Raw genomic sequence first — 17,837 nt, 5'->3', positions numbered from 1 at the left:
CAATGCGCGGGGGGGAGTGGCCCATGGCGAATACGCTGTATGAGTCCTCACCCTGGTTCTCTGGGTGGCTGCCCTGCCCCTTGAGCTAATCGTCTTCTTTGCCTTGAAGATCCGCGCATCAGGTGGGCTGCGGACGATGCTACCCAGGGTGTGGATCCATGAGCCGGCGCCAGGGACGGGGTGCGGTGTTCATAGTGGCGGCAGTCCTGGCCGGGTGGGGGAAGTGCAGTGTCGGGGGCCGCCGGGCTTGCCGCCAACTCGCATCTCATCCTTTCCCCTCTGCGAGAGCCTCGATACTCGACCCAGTCTCCGGACACCTTGCCGACTCCTTTAGTGATTGGCAGGGGCCGGGCCGCGCTCCGGCTAGGCCCCTAAGCCCATGCCCTGGCAACCAGGTCTCCTGAAGGGCCGAGGATGAAGTCCACATTGAGGGATGAGCTGGGCCCCTCACCCATAGAGACCTTCTCGAAAAATGATCCAAAGGTGACCGGCAAAAAATACCCCACGTTGTCCCAGTAATACTGGAAGAGGTACAGGAAGGGATCTTCGATCGTATCCAGGTCCTCCCCAAGACGGTAGACAAGAATGGCCTTCTGGCGGACCTCTTGCGAATTCGAGCACCACGGCAGAATCAGCCGGCCTGCATTAGCCATATTTCTAGGCGGAATCTGATCCGTGTCCTTCGGAATGATCCCCGAGGGATCGCCCGGGCCGAAGAAAGTATTCCACTCAAGGTCCTCGTAGAACAGGTTCATGCCTGCAGTGGCTGGCTGTCCCGGCAGGCGGGTCCGGTTGGTGAGCATTTCCAGACCTGAATTCCACAGTAGCGGTCCTCTGCGGTCCTGAGCGCCGTAAGAAACCTTCTTAGGCGACGCAGAGGCCGCCCGGGCCGCGTCTTTGGCGGCCTTAGCCGCAGTTACCGTCTTTGGGCCTGGGGGTGTTTGCTCGAAATCCATCGTTGTTTCTCCTGTCCAAGAGGTGACCGGAGCGCTCCCGGAGCCGACGGCGATCGGCTCCGGCTGGGAAGAGCTCAAGGGATGCAGTACGGTCCGCCGTGCAGCGGCTGTTGCGGCAAGAGGGCTGGGCCCGGACGGTTAGCGGCCATCTCAGGCATGGCCCTCGTGTGAACTTTGCGTCCGGTGCTTGCCGTGCGTCAAGGGACTATGGGCACTTTGCCGCGGTCTGGTTTGTGACGTCTCAGAAGAACGGCACCAGGGCGTCTCCCGGGAGCAGCTGGCCTACTACCTGGACGAGTTCACCTTCCGCTTCAACCGCCGCACCTCGGCCAGCCGCGGGCTGCTGTTCTACCGGCTCCTCCAGCAGTGCACGAACACCGATCCCGCACACCTGAAGGACCTCGTCATCCCCCACGAGACCGGCAGGAAGATCCCCGGAAACCCGGGGATCTTCCTGCCTCAACCCTCTGGCGCGGGCTGTCAGGTTGCTTCCGGATCCTCGGTCGATCATCCACTTCTCACGCAGGCAGTGCTGTCACACCGTGGGGACGATGTTCTGGTTCAACCGGAATAGATTGGCGGGGTCGTATTCGTTTTTCAGTTCCACGAGCCGCCGGTAGGTATCCGCCGGGTACGACGCCCGGACGAGCGTCGTATTCGCTTCACCTGTGAAATTCACGTAGGCCGCCACATCCGGACCGAGCGCGGACGTCACGCCCCGGGCCCATTCGACGACATCCGCGAAGCCTTCCGCCGTCGGCGTGCGCGCAATGACATTGACGATGAATTCCTGGTCGCGGAGTGCGAAGGCCGTTGCTTCGGCCGGAACCCGGCCGACCGCGCCGCCAAGGTGGTGCAGGTGAATCTGCGTCATGGCGTTGGGCAATGCCGCAAACGAGTCCAGCAGCACGCGCACGGACCCGTCGTCGGCGGCGCGCAGAAATGCGGAGCGGAAATAGTTGTGCACGCCCCGCGGGTACAGCGGATCGAGCGCCTGCTGCCATCCGGCGTACGGGTTGGCCGCGAACACATCGGCGATGACCGTGCCCAATGACCGGAAGGGCGCGGTGGCGGCCTCGCCGGCATCGAGATCGCCGGACCAGCACCCTCCCACAGCGATGACTGGCTTGCCGTGCACTGATTCTGGCAGGAACGGGACCGGTGGCGCCATGGTCATGTTGACCAGCGTGGTCAGCTCATCGGGGGCCGCGGCGCAGGCCGCCCGATAACCGCGCAACACCTGCTCCGCTTCTTCTGCAGGGTAGAAAACCAGGCCGGAAAGGACGATAGGCCCCACTTCGTGCAACTGAAAGTCGAAGGACGTCACCACACCGAAATTGCCGCCGCCGCCGCGCAGTCCCCAGAACAAATCGGGGTGCTCGTTGGCACTGGCGTGAATAAACTGCCCGTCGGCGGTGACGACGTCGGCGCCGACCAGGTTGTCGCTGGCCAGCCCGTGCTTGCGCACGAGCCAGCCGATGCCGCCGCCGGTGGTGAAGCCGGCGATGCCGGTCGAGGAAACCAGGCCACCGGTCACCGCAAGCCCGAATTGCTGGGTCTCTGCATCCATGTCCTTCCAGGTACACCCTGCCTGGGCCGCCACGCGGCGGCGGGCAGGGTCCACCTGGACCCCCTTCATCAGCGAAAGGTCCAGCACGATACCGTCGTCGACGGTGGAAAACCCGGGGATCGAATGGCCACCGCCGCGAACCGACAACGGCAACCCCTCGCTGCGCGCGAGATCGACCGTGCGTATCACATCTGCCACACCCGCACAGCGTGCGATGAGCGTCGGGCGCCGGTCGTGGGCACCGTTCCAGATGCTGCGTTCGTGGTCGTAGTCCGCGTCCCCGGGCCGGACGACCTTGCCGCGCAGGCCGGCGGCGAACTCGGCGATGGTGGCCTCGCCGATGCGGGTCGGCCTAGTCTGCGTCGTTGTCACGATGCGTTCCTCCTGATTGCTGTTTGTTTGTCAGATCCATATGTCAGATCCAGGAATCACGCTAGTGAACCGTACTCAACGAGCACTCAACGCCGTCTCAACATCATCATCCGAGTCCCGCCTGCGCAGTGCGGCCAGCCGCTGACCGGCGATGAGGCATCTCGTTCGGTCGAAAATCGCCCCGGCCCTGTCAATTTCGCGGGCCGCCCGATGCGGGTCGCCGAGCTCGTTGGAAAGCTCTGCCACCATCAACCGTTGCCAGCCAGTGTGTCGCCGCCATGGGGCGACCTTTTCCGCTGCCTGCCTGTACATTTCCCGCGCTGCCCGGACCTCCCCGGAGATCAGCTCGGCGGCACCGAGAATGGTCAGCGTGGCGCCCATCCCCACCTGATCTCCCGCGGACTCGAACCCTGAAAGGCAACGCCGAGCGTCTGTCAGGCCGCGGTCGATATCACCACCCATGGCGCGGAGCAGGGCGATATTAATCTCGGTCAGCAGCTCGCCGCGCCGGTCGCCCAGGCCGAGCCGAAGCTCCCGCGCCAAGGACAGGGCCTCATCGGCCGCGCTGTGGTCGCCACAGTCGCGCAGAATGCAGCCAAGTTGGTGAAGTGTTTGCGCCCTAGCCAGGTCATCTCCTAACTCGGCGAAATGTTCGGCTGCATCCGTGATGACGGATATCGCAGACTGCGTGTCTCTCGAAAGCCTGGCCGCGTAGCCGATCGCGGACAGCACGTAGCCTTTGGCTTGGACGACGCCAACCCGCCGGCCCAACAGCAGGGTCTCCTCGACGCAGGGGACCCACCGTCCGGCGATCGGGACCAGTTGCAGGCTGGGTGTGATCACCGGCAGGAAAGGCGGAGTGCTGGTCTCAGACTGTGCGAGTTCGCTCAGGCAGGTGTTTAGGTGACGGGCGGCGAGCGGTCCGTCCTCCCGGGACAACGCGCACTGGCCGAGCAGCCAACTGCTGGCAGCGCAATGTTCGGGTCTGCCACCCTCGACTGCCTCGGTGTGCACGTCGGCTGCCAGCTGTTCGGCCTCGTCCAAGTCGAAAGTGCTCCAAGCGAGCGAGGTCTCAATGAGCCGGGCCATCGCCACCTCGTCGGGTTTGCCGATCTCCCGCATAATTGCCAGGGCCTCCGCGCCGAGCGCCCGATGCCGATCGCCGCGGCCCTGCCGGCTGTCCAGCCCGGTCAGGCCGATCAGAGCGGCCGCGCGAGGCCGGGTCGAGTCGGGAGCCACCGCCAAGGCACGCTCGACCCAACGTGCTCCCTCGACCGCGTGACCGCGGAGGAACCAGAACCGCCACAGGCTGGCGGCGAGCCGGAGCGCGGTCTCGGGCTCGTGGGCGCACGACCAGCGCAGCGCAGCGCGCAGGTTGTCGTGCTCGCGGTCGAGCACCTTCGGCTGTTCGATGACCACCCCGGTGGCCCTTTCGGGATTGTGGGATTCGGCGACGGCAAGGAAGTAGGCGCAATGCGCAGCCGCCAGTTGAGACGCCTCACCTGCATGATCGAGGTTCTCGTGGCCAAACTGGCGGACCGTCTCCAATTGCCGGTATCGGGTCCCGGCGCCCCTCCTTTCGGTGACCACCAAAGATTTGTCCACCAGCTTGGCCAACAGGTCGAGCAGTTCGATCTGCTGGAGGGGCGCGTCAGCGCAGACTGCTACCACAGCGTCGAGGGTGAAACCACCAGCGAACACAGACAGTCGGCGCAGCAGAACCTGCTCCGGTTTGGTGAGCAGTTCGTGGCTCCATTCCAAGGTGCCACGCAGCGTCTGGTGCCGCGTGACGCCGCTGGTTCCCCCGCCGAGCATGGACAAAGCATCGCCCAATCTCTGGACGATCTCGGCGGGTTCGAGTACGGCGGTTCTGGCTGCGGCCAATTCCAGGGCCAGCGGCATGCCGTCGAGCCGTCGGCACAACTCTGTCACCCCCTGCGCGTTGTCGTCGTCGAGCGCGAAACCCGGCCGGACCTGCGCTGCCCGCTCAACGAAAAGACGGACAGAGGGCAGACGGCCCAGCACGGCCAGGTCGAGAGCGTCGGTCCGCAGGGGCGAGGGCAGGGGCAATGACGGCACCCGGTAGGTGTACTCTCCGTCGGCATGGAGTGGCTCCCGGCTGGTGGCCAGCACTTTAACCCCAGGGGATCCGTCGAGTAACGCGACGACGAGTTGCGCACAGGCCGCGAGCAGGTGTTCGCAGTTGTCCAGCACGAGGAGCAGCGAGCGTCGCCGCAGTTGGTCGACCAGCGCTTGCACGCGGCTTGGTGCCGCGCCGGAATCCAACCCGAGGACCTCGGCTACGGCATCGGCCACCAGCAGCGACTCCCCAACGGCCGCGAGGTCGACAAACCAGACTCCGTCCACGTACTCAGGACGAACCGTCTTCGCGGCCTCCAATGCCAGTCTGGTTTTGCCGCTGCCGCCAGCCCCGGTGAGGGTGAGCAGGCGAGCATGGCCCATCAGCCGCTCGACGTCAACGAGCTCACGCTCGCGCCCGATGAAGCTTGTCAACGGGGATGGCAGATAACCGATGGCATCGTCTTCGCCGGCCACGCCGACGGGTCGGTGGAGGCGCTCCTCGGGCGGCGAACCGGTCAACAACTCGCGAAACAGTCCCATCGTCTGGGTGTCCGGGTCGGTCCCGAACGCGTCGAGGAGTTCGTCGACCAGCCGCTCATATCGTGCCAATGCTTCCGACCGCCGGCCCATCCCAGCCAGCACCACCATCTGCGCGCGCACGGCCCCCTCGTGGATGGGATCGGATTCGAGCGCATGGGTGAGGATGACCAACGCTTCCTCCGGTGCGCGCTGCGCCACCGTGGACGCCAGTTTCACCAGTACCTCGCGATGGATTTCCCGGAGCTCATCGCGGCGTGTCGTCAGCCAATCCGCATCCGGCAGCTCCGGCAGAAGATCACCACTGTACAAGTCGGCCGCATCGCGCAGGCCTGCCTCGACACCGGCAGCCAACGCTGCCACGGCCGAACGCTCGAACTGCAGGACATCGACATCGACCGGGCCAGTGTCATCCAGCACGACCACTTCACCGCGGATGGCGAGCAGCCCGTCGCTGCCGGCTCCGGCGCCAGCGAGCGTACGACGAGCGACGTACAGGGTCTGATGCAGATTCCGTGCGGCGGCCACCGGCTCCATGTCAGGCCACAGGCGGTCCAGTACCTGCTCGCGACGGCCACGCTGACCACGCGCCAACGCCAGCATCGCCACCACGGCCTTTGCCTTCTGCAGCCGCCAGTGGCTGTTCTCGATGGCGTTCCCGTTGACGTACACGATGAACGAGCCGAGAAGCTGGATGCACAACCCGCTTTGGGTAGGCTTCATGGTTTCTTCAGTATCCGCTCGCCAACCGGGCATTGTCGAACAACGAAAAACGTGCTGACGTCTGCCCACACGCAGGGCGATCTAGCCGACCTCCAGACAGCCGAATTGCGTCAGTACTTAAAGGCGGGCAGCACCCCTACGGCTTGGGGCCGGTGGTTCGGTGGAGGGGAGTTGGGACGGTCAAATGGGGTGTGCTGCCGCCTAATAGCAGTCGTGACCTATAGCACAGACAAGGTCTTCACTGCCGAGTCGATGAAGTCCTTCTCGATTTCAACGCTCCGACCTGGCCTGGCGTTTTCCGTCGTGCCCTCGGACCGGCCACTTGCGCTGCTTCAAGAGAAAAACCGGTCCGACCATCCCATGGATGGCCGGACCAAGGATCAAAAGCACTGGCGGCAAAAGCTTCCATTGGGCGAAAGTGATTCTCCAAACGGTTGCCCAAGACGGCAAGACTGGTATCGGCGCATGAACCAGGCCGGGCACCCGGACGCGGTGAGCCGCCAACCCGAGCAAAGGAACGCAGATGCCCGCTGAACAACTCCGCCTTGAAGACATTCGGATGCGTGATCCGTTCATCCTGGAGCCGTTTCCAGGTGAGTTCGTCCTTTTCGGGACCACCGACGATAACGTCTGGGGAGGGCCCGCGACTGGCTTCGACTGCTACATCAGCGATGATCTCGAGCACTGGTATGGCCCCATTGCCGCGTTCCGCCCCCCGCACGGCTTCTGGGGGGACAGCCAGTACTGGGCGCCGGAAGTCCACTCCGTTAACGGACGGTTCTTCATGCTCGCCACATTCGCCACCTCCACCGGCGCGCACCCCCGCGGAGTCGCAGTCCTGGTCGCGGACCACCCCACAGGCCCTTACGAGCCGTGGAGCGATGGACCCGTGACACCGGTGTCGGAGCCAAGCCTCGACGGAACGCTTTTCGTTGATGACGGCTCTGTCCCCTGGTTGCTCTACAGCCGCGGCGCGGAGGGGACACCCGACAAAGCAGGAATCTCTGACGGCGAGATGTACGCGCTCCGCCTGTCACAAGACCTAAAAGCTGGCGTGGGTGAGCCAATCCTGTTGTTCGCAGCTTCATCGGCAGGTTGGAGCAGGCCACTGCAGTTCCCGGACGGGGTCGAACCACCGGAGGGCCTGAACCTTGCCAAGGACCCGATGTTCACCGATGGTCCTTTTCTCATCCGATCGCCCGAGGGGTCGCTGCTGATGCTGTGGTCGAGCCACGGGGACGCAGGATACGCGATGGGCATCGCCGAATCAGAAAGTGGAACCATCACGGGGCCCTGGATGCAGCACGACCGGCCCCTGTGGTCCAGCAACGGCGGCCACGGCATGATCCTCCGCACCTCCAAGGGAAAGGGCTACTTGGTCTTCCACTGGCCCAACAACCCTCCTGACGAAAGTGTCAAGCTCACCGAGGTGGAGATCAAGGGGGCGCGGGTCCGGATCCTGTGATGAATTCCGGGTAGTCGCGGACAAGCCGAGTGTGTAGCGTCCGAGCCTGACCGGGAGCGGTCAAGGTCTTCGGCGACGCCTCAACGGGCTGTGGCAAGCTGCGCCGCAGCGTCATTGTTTCGACCATCACGGTCCTGGGAATGTCCGGTCTCGGCGTTGATTAGCGCATTCGGCGGGTGATCCGCCTCGAAAACTTCCTTTAGACGGGTCAACGCGCCACCGTGCGATGACCCGCATCAAGGCGGCGCGTCCAGCCGCGCGAGTCGAGATATTCGAGCAGCGGAACCGCCACCCGTCGTGTTGTTCCAAGTGCCTGGCGTGCCTGGCTCGTGGTGAAGGGCTGCTCCAGGCGGGCCAGCTCGCGCATGGCGAAGGCCGGCGCCGTAGGCAGGAGCACCACCCCGTCGCGCAACCGCAGCAAGCGCCCGGCCCGCTCGGCGGCAGCCAGCTCGCGGACGCCCAAGCCCAGCGCGGCCAACTCATCGGCTTCCGGGGCGTGGAACGCGTCTTCGGCAAGCCTGCGCTCCAACTCGGCGACAGCGGACCCGACGGCGCCAAGGTTGGCATGGCTGCCGGGCAGCCGAACGTGCCCGCCCTCCTGTTCTAGACCTGCATCGCGCACGACGGGGGCAAGAAGCCTCTCATCGGGCAACTTGAGCAGGTCCCGTGCCGCGCCCTGGGAAAGGCCCGGTGCCAAGGGATCGCGCTCATGCAGCACCTCAAGGGCCGTGCGCAACCGGTGCTGCCACGCCTCGAAGACGGGAGCATGCACCCACCAATCGCCCAAAACCAGGACACCGGAGGGCGCCTCCGCGTCGTCCCCTGACAGCAGCCCGAGCCGACGCAGGTGTTGTTCCTGCACGGCCCCGCGGCCTGCCACTTCGCCCAGCACGTCCCCGGCGGCATTCAGGCCTGCAAGCCGCTCCGCCCAGTGGACGCCGTCACCGCGCCGCCGCAAGGCCGGGGGATCGGCGTCGAGTACCTGTGCCCCGCCCAGCACCGAGCGGCTCCCGGGGTCCCGCAACACCAGACGGTCTCCGAGAACGAGCGGCAGGCGCCTGTCGAGGACGAGCCGGGCGTGGTCTGCACCAAAAGGACGCAGCCGGGCCGGCACGGCAGCAGTGCCGGCATGCACCATGAGCTGCTCCGGCACATCCGTGTAGGCCACGCCGGTAACGCGGTGGATGCCCAGAACGCCCGTAATGGGCCACGCCTCGGGGGTAAGCAGCGCGTCCCCGCGGCGGACGTCAGCGGCGGAAACGTCACGCAGGTTCAGGGCCACCCGGTTGACCGGCCCCAGCGAGGAGTACGACGTGTCGCGGCTTTGGAGGCCACGGACCACGACGGGCCGGGAACCATCGTGGCCGAGCAGCTGCAGCCGGTCACCCTGAACGAGCGTTCCCGCTGCCAGTGTTCCGGTCACCACGGTTCCGGAACCGGTGATGGTAAACGAGCGGTCCACCCACAATCGGAGCCGCCCTGTGGTGGTGGGGGAAGGTACCCGGGCCAGTACGCCGTCGAGCGTGGCACGCAATTCTGCGAGGCCGGTACCCTCGGTGGCAGACACCGCAACTGCGGGCGCGTCCTGCAGGCCTGTTCCAGCTAGCTCTCTGCGGGTCCGGGCCAGCACGTCGCCAACCCTCCCGGGTGCCCGGTCGACCCGGCTGAGGACCACGACGCCATACTCAATTCCCAGCGCAGCGACGGCGTCCCGGTGATCGCTTGACTGCGCCTGCCAGCCCTCATCGGCAGCGACGACGAAGCAGACGACGGGCGCCGGCCCGATACCGGCAAGCATGTTACCCAGGAAGCGTTCGTGGCCCGGTACGTCTACGAAGGCAACGTCCCGCCCGGACGGCAACGTGGTCCAGGCGTAACCGAGGTCGATGGTCAGCCCGCGGCGCCGCTCTTCCTCCCAACGGTCCGGCTCCATGCCGGTAAGCGCACGCACCAGCGTGCTCTTACCGGAATCGACGTGTCCGGCGGTGGCAACGACATGCACGGCTCAGCCCGCCCTGCCTGCGTCCGCACGGTCAAGGGTTGCCAGCGCCTGGCGTACCGCGTCGAGAATCCGGTCATCGTCCCCGTCGGGCACGCAGCGCAGGTCGAGCAGGCAGGAGCCGTCATGGACGCGCGGGAGCACTGCCGGGTCGCCGGTACGCAAGGGGCCGGCAAGCGCTTCGGGGAGCCGGAGCGCCCATCCGGGCAGGGCAACACCGGGTGCTCCGCCACCGCCCACCCGGCCTTCGTGCGCGACGACAGGCACCCCGAGGGCCTCGGCGAGCCGGTCGGTACGGCTCCGCAGCTGTCCCAGGTCCGCGTGCAACGCCTGGACAACCGGCGGTGATCCGCCCGCGACCGTCGCCTCCAGCGCGGCCAGGGCAAGTTTGTCGGCCCGAAGGGCGCGGGCGAGCGGGTGGCGTGCCAGCCGCGTGATGATCTCCGCGCGACCGAGCAGCAAACCCGCCTGCGGTCCACCCAGGAGTTTGTCACCGCTGGCGATGACGACGTCGGCCCCGCTGGCCAACGCGGTGGCAGCATCCGGTTCTTCCGGCAGGTGCGGGTCGGGCGCCAGCAGTCCACTGCCCAGGTCGGCGACCAGTGCAACCCCGTGCGCCGCGGCCAGCGGGCTCAGTTCGCCCAGTGGAACAGCGGAGGTGAATCCATCGACGCGGAAGTTGCTCGGGTGGACCTTGAGTACGCACCCGGTTGCCGGTCCGAGGGCGTCGGCGTAGTCCCGCAGGTGCGTCCGGTTGGTGGTGCCCACCTCGCGCAGCGTCGCGCCGGTCGATTCGATCAGGTCCGGCAGCCGGAAGCCGGCACCGATCTCAACCAGTTCCCCGCGGCTCACCACCACTTCCCGGCCGGCGGCGAGGGCTGTGGTGGCGAGCACCAGCGCGGCGGCCCCGTTGTTGACCACCAGCGCGTCCTCGGCAGCGGGACAGGCGGCGAGCAGGGCAGCCCGGGCACCGGCGCCGCGGCGGGAGCGGCTGCCGGTCGCCAGATCGAGCTCCACGTCGACGTAGCCGCTGGCTGCGACAAGTGCTTCAACCGCACCCGCGGAGAGCGGGGCGCGACCGAGATTGGTGTGGACAATGACGCCGGTTGCGTTGAGCACCGGGCGTAGGGTTGTGGCCGAGCACGCCGCGACGGCGGCCAGCAGGGCCGGTTCCACCTGGCCGGGAGCGAGCTCACCGCGCCGCGCCTGTTCCTGGGCCTGCCGGACGAGTTCGCGGATGACGCGTCCGCTCAGGCGCTTCCCGGCCGCCCGAACGGCCGGCAGGGCCAGCAGGTCATCGGTGCGCGGAATCAGGCGGCGCGGATCGACCTGGTCCACAGTCCCTCCTCGTTCCGCGGCGCGCCGGTGGTTGGCGGAGGCGGACGGGAATCGAACCCGCCAGGCCGAGATACTCAGCCTCACCGGTTTTGAAGACCGGGGGGCCCACCAGGACCCGGACGCCACCTCGTTCAATTTAGCAGATGGACCACCGGGGTACGCTAGGGGAGTGAACGAGACCCAAACGTCTATTCCGCAGCTTCACGACGGCGCCGACGCTGTGCGACTCACCGGCTATGCCCACGGTGGTGGGTGCGCGTGCAAAATTCCGCCCGGGGAGCTCGAAGAAGCGGTTCGCGGCCTCACCGGCCAACCCGGCGCGGATGTGCTGGTTGGTCTCGACAGCGGTGACGACGCAGCAGCCGTCCTGGTGCGCGATGACCTCGCGGTACTCTCCACCGCCGACTTCTTCACTCCCGTCGTCGACGACGCTTTTGACTGGGGTCGGATCGCGGCCGCCAATGCGCTCTCGGACATTTACGCGATGGGCGGGCGCCCGATCATGGCGATCAACCTCGTCGGCTGGCCCCGCGGCGTGCTGCCACTGGAGTTGATGACTGAAGTCCTCCGTGGCGGCCTGAGCATCGCGTCGGAGGCCGACTGCCCGGTGATTGGCGGGCACTCCATTGACGATCCGGAGCCGAAATACGGGATGGCAGTAACAGGCGTCGCCCATCCCGCCCGGTTGCTGCGCAACGACGCCGCCAAGCCCGGGTTGCCGCTCACGCTGACCAAGCCCATCGGCGTCGGACTGCTCAATAACCGGCACAAGCAGACCGGTGAAGTGTTCGCCGAGGCGGTAGCGACAATGACTCGCCTCAATCGCGACGCGGCCGGGGAGGCGGTGGCGGCCGGCCTGCGTGCGGCCACGGACGTCACGGGCTTCGGCCTGCTTGGGCATCTGTACAAGATGTGCCGCGCCTCCGGAGTGGGGGCAGTAATCGATCGGAAGGCCGTACCAGTCGTCGACGGCGCCCGGCAGGCTCTGCGGGATGGCTTTGTTTCCGGCGGGACCCGGCGCAATCTCGATTGGGTTCGACCGCAGCTAAAGGTCGCTGCCGGCGTCACCGAAGACGATTTGCTCCTTCTTGCCGATGCACAGACCTCGGGCGGCCTGCTTGTCGTCGGCGAATTGCCCGGACATCCTGTGATCGGGCACACGGTCGTGGGCCAGGGCATCGAGGTCCGCTGAACCCCCGCTATCCGCAAAACCGCCGCAGCCCGGTCAGCCGGCTGTGGTGATTGAATCCCCGGTGATGCCAGCCGCGCGGCGGGCGGCGAGCCGGTTCTTCTGCGGTTCGATGGTGTAGCGCGGATCCCTGGCCGAGGCAAGGCCCGCCTCGAATACGCCGAACCGGGTCAGGGCCGAGGCGGCCAGCAGTGCCAGTCCCGAAGCTGCGGCCACGGCCCGGTTACGTCCGGCCAGCAGCGTCCCCAAGCCACCGGCGGCAGCCAGCCGCTCGCTCCATTTGAGCATGGCGCCCGCCTTGCCCTGGTGCAGGGGCTCGGCTGCCACCGGGTCCATCCGGTGTTCCATCACGCGCATGGCGATGACGTCACCGGCCACGCCGAGCACGGCAAGTTTTCGGGCGGGACCTGCCTCGTGCACCGGAGTTGTGACCATGGCGAGCCCGGCAGAGGCGAGGGCCGCCGAACTCACGAAGACGAAAGGCAATTCCTCGTGCGCGGCGTTCCACGTCGGTGTGGCTGTGTCACCGAGCAGGACCGCCGTGTACGCCGCCAGTGGGCCGGCGAAAAACGCGGCCTCAAAGCCGGCCGGCCCCTCGACCGCCTGCAGCACGGTCCGCAGCGGGCCGAGCGGCAACCGCGCCCCGCTCATCCGATCGATTTCCGCCACGGCCGAGACGGCGGCGCCGGCGCTGAACGCACTGAGAATCCACGAGCCCACACTCATCGGCGAGGTTACCTTGATGGTCCGCAGCATATTCAAAAAGCGTTCCGGCCTGCCCAGGTCCTTCACCAAGGCAACAGCACCGAGGCTCACTGCTGTTAGGGCACTCAACCGGGCATTTCGGCGCAGTATCGGCCGTCGGGTCAGCTGACCGCCGAGGCCAAGCAGTGCGGAACCCGCTGCGACACCGCCAAGGAACAGGTAGGCGGCAACGTCGTCACCCCAGGGCGCCGGCTTGACCACCGGACGACCGTAGTACGAGGTGAATTCCGGCTCCGGAACCATCGGCATTTCGCGGGAGCCATCACCGCTGTTACGACGGCCCGTGCCGCGTTTGCCGCCGGGCCGACGACGGCGGGCAGGCTCGGGCGGCCGAAAGCTGTCGAACTCGGAGGTGGTCACGCGCGTCCTTTCAGGAAAGCCACTGCAGCTGCGGCGACCATGCCCGCTACGGCCATACCGGCCCGCCGGTACATCCGCGGCAAGTCGGCGGTGGGCACCCTTGGGTCCGGCGGGAGTCCGTAAACCTCCGGTTCGTCAAGCAGGAGGAAGACCGATCCGGTGCCGCCGACGCCGTCGAGTTCGTTTGCGCCATAGAGCCTCGCCTCGGTGAGTCCTTGCGCGTGCAGGCCGGCGACCCGTTCCCGGGCCGTCTCCACCATGTCGTCGTGGTTGCCGAACTTGATCGACGTCGTCGGGCAGGCTTTAGCGCAGGCGGGCGTTTCATCGGCGACCAGGCGGTCGTAGCAGAGCGTGCACTTCTGGGCGACGCCGACGTTGGGGACCGCGGGATGTTCGGTGTGCTGTTCTTCCCTGCTTGTGGCGACTTTGACCGTGCCATTGCTGCGGCGCTCGATCACGCCGAAGGGGCACCCGGCCACGCAGGTTCCGCAGCCGTTGCAGACGTCGTCCTGCACCACCACCGTGCCAAACTCAGTGCGGAACAGCGCTCCGGTGGGGCAGACGTCCAAGCATCCCGCATGTGTGCAGTGCTTGCAGACGTCCGAGGATATCAGCCACCGGAAGTCGGCGGTGTCCGGGGGCGTCGTATCCGCCTCTGCCAGGTCCGTCGCCGCGGGCGCTGCCGGGGCGGGAGGGCCGATGCGGGGCATGCCCAGGTTGACGAGGGCGCGCCCGGTCTCCCGCGCCTCAGTGATGCGTTCCTGGCCTTGTTCGATGAAGGCGACATGGCGCCAGGTGCTGGCGCCGAGCGAACCGGTGTTGTCGTAGGAGGATCCGAGCAGTTCCAGGTTTCCGTCCTGCGGGTTGTGGTTCCACTCCTTGCAGGCAACTTCACAGGCCTTGCAGCCGATGCAGATCGAGGTGTCAGTGAAGAACCCCTTGCGCGGATGGCTGTGCTCCCAGTGGGCATCGGCGGTGGGGTCGGTCGGCCCGGATAGCTGGCCCATCTAGTCCTCCAACTTTGAGTCGGTACCCGGAACGCTGCCGGTAGGCAGGGGCTGTCCGGGCGGTGCAATGTGTGCTTCGGCTAAAGCAGTAGCGGTCATTTTCATCATCCCGGCCCACCAGCGGCACGGCCGCCCTCACCTGGGCCTGGTTCGATGCCTTCCAGAGCCGGATTGGTGACGGCGCGATTACCGGTCTCGATGGTCACTCCGGCCCGCGCCTGATACTCAGAAACCAAGGCAAGCAGTTCCTCGCCCCGGGGCCGGCGGCCCGGACGGATGTCGCAGGAGGCCACCTTGGATTCCTGGATCTGGACGTTGGGATCCAGCGTCACGCCCAGCAGATCGTTGGCCGCGTCACCGCTGACGACGGCATTACTGCCGACGCCCCAGTGGTAGGGCAGTCCGATCTGATGCACGGTGTGACCCCCAACGGCCAGGGGCCTCATCCGGTCAGTGACAAGCACCTTCGCCTCGATGGCGGAGCGGGCCGAAATAATAGTGGCCCACCCGTAGGGCTCAAGTCCGCGCTCGGCGGCCAGCTCGGGTGAGACCTCGCAGAACATTTCCGGTTGCAGCTCCGAGAGGTATGGCAACCAGCGGCTCATGCCGCCTGCCGTGTGGTGCTCGGTGAGGCGGTACGTGGTGAAGACGTAGGGATACACGTCCGCGCCAGGGGTACCGGCGCTTGGTGCGCTGAGGTTATCCGCACGGGGGAACACTAGCCGCGCCGGATTTTGCTGTTGCGGGTAAAGCGCGTTGGCCACTGGCGATTCCTGCGGTTCGTAGTGGGTGGGAAGGGGACCGTCGACGACGCCCTTTGGGGCAAACAACCAGCCCTTGCCGTCCGCCTGCATGATGAATGGATCATCTCCGGTGAGGGCGGCAGCGCCGCCGAGGTCTGGGTCGGGTTGGCTGCCCGGTGCCCGGTCAACCGGGAAGTCGGGAACATCGTCTCCGACCCAACGGCCCTTTTCCTGGTCCCACCAGACGTATTTCTTCCGCTCGCTCCACGGCTTGCCTGCCGGGTCGGCCGACGCCCGGTTGTAGAGGATCCGGCGGTTGGCCGGCCACGCCCAGCCCCATTCAGAGGCCGCGGGGCCCTGCTCCTGGCCGGGTTTCCGGTTGGCGGCATGGTTGATGCCGTCGGCGTACACGCCGGTGTAGATCCAGCAGCCCGCCGATGTGGAACCGTCGGCGCGGAGCTCTGTATACGCGGAGAGGGGTTTGCCCGCATCCGGGCCGTTGAGGTGACGACCGTTGATCTCGGCAAGCACCGCCTCGGCGTCCGGATCTCCATGTTCGTCGGTGGGATAATCCCAGGTCAGGTCGAGCAGCGGACGGTCGCGTTCGTCCTCCGAACCAGCCAACTTCTCCCGGATCCGCTGGCCAAGCTGGAAGAAGAACTGCAACTCACTCTGGCACTCCCCGGGCGGGGCGACCGCCTGGTGCCGCCATTGCAGCAGCCGTTGGGTCTGCGTGAACGAGCCAGCCTTCTCCACGTGGGTTGCCGCAGGCATGAAGAACACCTCGGTCTCGATGTCCTCGGTGCGCAGTTCCCCCGATTCGATCTCCGGGCCGTCTTTCCACCAGGTCGCCGACTCGATGAGATTCAAGTCACGGACCACCAGCCACTTCAGGTGCGACATGCCCATGCGTTGCATCCGGCCGTTAGACGAGCCCACTGCAGGGTTCTGTCCGAGCAAGAAGTAACCCTCCACCTTGTCCTCAAGCATGCTCATCACAGTCTCGTAGGTACCGTGCGCGCCGTTCAGTCTCGGAAGGTAGTCGTAGGCCCAGTCGTTCTCCGCCCTCGCGGCATCGCCCCACCAGGCTTTCAGCAGGCTGACGGTGTAGGAGTCGGCATCCGTCCAATAACCCTTCTGCTTCTTGGACGCGATGGCTTCCAGATATTCGCTGAGGGTGTCATGGCGGCCGGCACTGGGCATTGGCAAGTACCCGGGCAGCAGGTTGAACAGGGTCGGAATGTCCGTGGAGCCTTGGATGCTGGCATGACCGCGCAGGGCCATGATTCCGCTGCCCGGGCGGCCCACGTTCCCAAGCAAAAGTTGCAGGATGGCGGCTGAGCGGATGAACTGCGCTCCCAGCGAGTGCTGGGTCCAGCCGACGGAGTAGGCGAAGCAGGTTGTCCGTTCGCGCCCCGAGTTTTCCGTTATGGCGTGGGCCAGATACTCGAAGTCCCTGACGTCGATGCCACACATGTCCTGGACCATCTCCGGGGTGTAACGGGCGTAATGCCGTTTCAGGATCTGGAAGACCGTCCGGGGGTCCTGCAGGGTATCGTCACGCTGCACCTGGGCGTGCTCCAGGGGCGGACCTCCGCTGCCAAACTGGTGGCCAGCGGCACGGGCCGAAGCATCGGAGCCGTGTTCCGTGCCAGCCCCAGGATCATCGATGCTGTCGCCGCCTTGTTCCGCGTACGCCCATGATGCAGTGTCATACGCTCCCGTCTCAGGATCGAAGCCGCTAAAAAGCCCGCCGAGGTCTTCGGCGTCGCGGTAATCGGCGTGAACCAGCGTGGCCGCGTTGGTGTAGGCGCTCACGTACTCCTTGAACCACAGGTCGTGGGTCAGGACGTAGTTAATCAGCGCGCCCAGAAGAACAACGTCAGAGCCGGCCCGGATCGGAATGTGCTTGTCCGCGACCGCGGAGGTGCGCGTGAACCGGGGATCGACGTGGATGACCTTCGCTCCACGGGCCTTGGCCTCCGCCACCCACTGGTACCCCACAGGATGGCATTCGGCCATGTTGGAACCCTGGATGATGATGCAGTCGGCGTTGGCCATGTCTTGCAGTGATTGAGTCGCACCACCGCGTCCAAACGAGGCTCCCAAACTGGGAACCGTGGCGGAGTGTCAAATGCGCGCTTGGTTCTCGATTTGCACTGCCCCGGCAGCCGTGAAGAGTTTCTTGATCAAGTAGTTCTCTTCGTTGTCCAGGGTTGCCCCGCCCAAGGAGGCTATGCCCATGGTGCGGCGCAGCAACCGTCCCTTTTCGTCTTCCTGCTGCCACGTCCTGCGGCGGGTCTCGATGAACCGGTCAGCCACCATGTCGATGGCTGTCGCGAGATCAAGCTGCTGCCACTCAGTGGAGCGTGGCGCACGGTAGAGCACTCCGGTTTGCCGGCCCGGTGAGTTGACCAGCTGCTCGCTGGCCGAGCCCTTGGGGCACAGCCGGCCGCGGGAGATGGGCGAATCCGGGTCACCCTCGATTTGAACGACTTTCTCGTCCTTGACGTAGACCCGCTGTCCACAGCCCACGGCGCAGTAGGGGCACACACTCTGCACCACTCGGTCCGCAGTGGCCGTCCGCGGCGTGATAGTCCTCGTCTGCGGGGAGGTTACTGCCGGCCCGCGGCCCAGCAGATCGCCCGTACTCAGCTGCCGGACGACCGGCCATTGAAGAAAACTGCGCCGTGCCATGGCAGGAGCATATCCCAACCAAGGCCGCAGTGGC

General features: G+C 66.2%; 11 protein-coding genes, 1 tRNA gene and 1 pseudogene. 4 read left to right on the top strand and 9 right to left on the bottom strand.

Going from position 1 to position 17,837, the window contains the following annotated elements:
• Positions 1-371 precede the first annotated feature (371 nt).
• Positions 372-956, bottom strand: a complete 585-nt coding sequence (locus BM372_RS11870; RefSeq protein WP_143111471.1) for a hypothetical protein — start codon at positions 954-956, stop codon at positions 372-374.
• Positions 957-1,209: 253 nt separating this feature from the next.
• Here BM372_RS11870 and BM372_RS21240 point away from each other — a divergent pair.
• Positions 1,210-1,362 (top strand): annotated as a pseudogene (locus BM372_RS21240) (IS1595 family transposase); the annotation flags it as partial.
• Positions 1,363-1,491: 129 nt separating this feature from the next.
• Here BM372_RS21240 and BM372_RS11860 read toward each other — a convergent pair.
• Both BM372_RS11860 and BM372_RS11855 read right to left on the bottom strand, forming a co-directional pair.
• Complete coding sequence (locus tag BM372_RS11860; protein WP_090955449.1) at positions 1,492-2,898, bottom strand: FAD-binding oxidoreductase; 1,407 nt, start codon at positions 2,896-2,898, stop codon at positions 1,492-1,494.
• Between the two features lie 75 nt (positions 2,899-2,973).
• Complete coding sequence (locus BM372_RS11855) at positions 2,974-6,240, bottom strand: ATP-binding protein (RefSeq protein ID WP_177235979.1); 3,267 nt, start codon at positions 6,238-6,240, stop codon at positions 2,974-2,976.
• Between the two features lie 213 nt (positions 6,241-6,453).
• Between BM372_RS11855 and BM372_RS20460 the strand changes: the two genes are divergently transcribed.
• Both BM372_RS20460 and BM372_RS11850 read left to right on the top strand, forming a co-directional pair.
• Positions 6,454-6,774 carry a hypothetical protein gene (locus BM372_RS20460; RefSeq protein ID WP_143111470.1) on the top strand — a complete coding sequence of 107 codons (321 nt, stop codon included), beginning with the start codon at positions 6,454-6,456 and terminating at the stop codon, positions 6,772-6,774.
• Positions 6,764-7,705 (top strand): glycoside hydrolase family 43 protein, encoded by a 942-nt coding sequence (locus BM372_RS11850; RefSeq protein ID WP_256214218.1) that lies wholly within the window; start codon positions 6,764-6,766, stop codon positions 7,703-7,705. The genes BM372_RS20460 and BM372_RS11850 overlap by 11 nt, the downstream gene beginning before the upstream one ends.
• Positions 7,706-7,913: 208 nt before the next feature.
• Here BM372_RS11850 and selB read toward each other — a convergent pair whose 3' ends face one another.
• The 3 genes from selB to BM372_RS11835 all read right to left on the bottom strand — a co-directional run bounded on the left by selB (position 7,914) and on the right by BM372_RS11835 (position 11,169).
• A complete protein-coding gene (gene selB / locus BM372_RS11845; RefSeq protein WP_090955444.1) occupies positions 7,914-9,707 on the bottom strand; it encodes a selenocysteine-specific translation elongation factor in 1,794 nt (597 codons plus the stop codon).
• A gap of 3 nt (positions 9,708-9,710) precedes the next feature.
• On the bottom strand, positions 9,711-11,042 hold the full coding sequence (selA, locus tag BM372_RS11840; RefSeq protein ID WP_090955442.1) for an L-seryl-tRNA(Sec) selenium transferase: 1,332 nt from the start codon (positions 11,040-11,042) through the stop codon (positions 9,711-9,713).
• Between the two features lie 32 nt (positions 11,043-11,074).
• Positions 11,075-11,169: transfer RNA gene (locus BM372_RS11835), tRNA-Sec, on the bottom strand.
• A gap of 63 nt (positions 11,170-11,232) precedes the next feature.
• On the opposite strand from BM372_RS11835, the gene selD reads away from it, so the two are divergent.
• Positions 11,233-12,234, top strand: a complete 1,002-nt coding sequence (gene selD, locus BM372_RS11830; protein WP_371261733.1) for a selenide, water dikinase SelD — start codon at positions 11,233-11,235, stop codon at positions 12,232-12,234.
• A 33-nt stretch (positions 12,235-12,267) separates the two neighbouring features.
• On the opposite strand, the gene nrfD is transcribed toward selD, so the two are convergent.
• The 3 genes from nrfD to fdh all read right to left on the bottom strand — a co-directional run bounded on the left by nrfD (position 12,268) and on the right by fdh (position 17,803).
• Positions 12,268-13,356, bottom strand: a complete 1,089-nt coding sequence (gene nrfD, locus BM372_RS11825) for an NrfD/PsrC family molybdoenzyme membrane anchor subunit (protein WP_090955438.1) — start codon at positions 13,354-13,356, stop codon at positions 12,268-12,270.
• Positions 13,353-14,363: a 4Fe-4S dicluster domain-containing protein gene (locus tag BM372_RS11820; RefSeq protein ID WP_090955436.1), complete on the bottom strand. Its 1,011-nt coding sequence runs from the start codon at positions 14,361-14,363 to the stop codon at positions 13,353-13,355. The genes nrfD and BM372_RS11820 overlap by 4 nt, the downstream gene beginning before the upstream one ends.
• A 104-nt stretch (positions 14,364-14,467) precedes the next feature.
• Positions 14,468-17,803, bottom strand: a complete 3,336-nt coding sequence (fdh, locus tag BM372_RS11815) for a formate dehydrogenase (protein WP_256214217.1) — start codon at positions 17,801-17,803, stop codon at positions 14,468-14,470.
• Positions 17,804-17,837: the final 34 nt, after the last annotated feature.

Origin of the sequence: Arthrobacter sp. ov118 (assembly GCF_900116495.1) — a bacterium.
Classification (GTDB): Bacteria; Actinomycetota; Actinomycetes; order Actinomycetales; family Micrococcaceae; genus Arthrobacter.
This window is presented reverse-complemented; position numbering and strand designations above follow the sequence as displayed.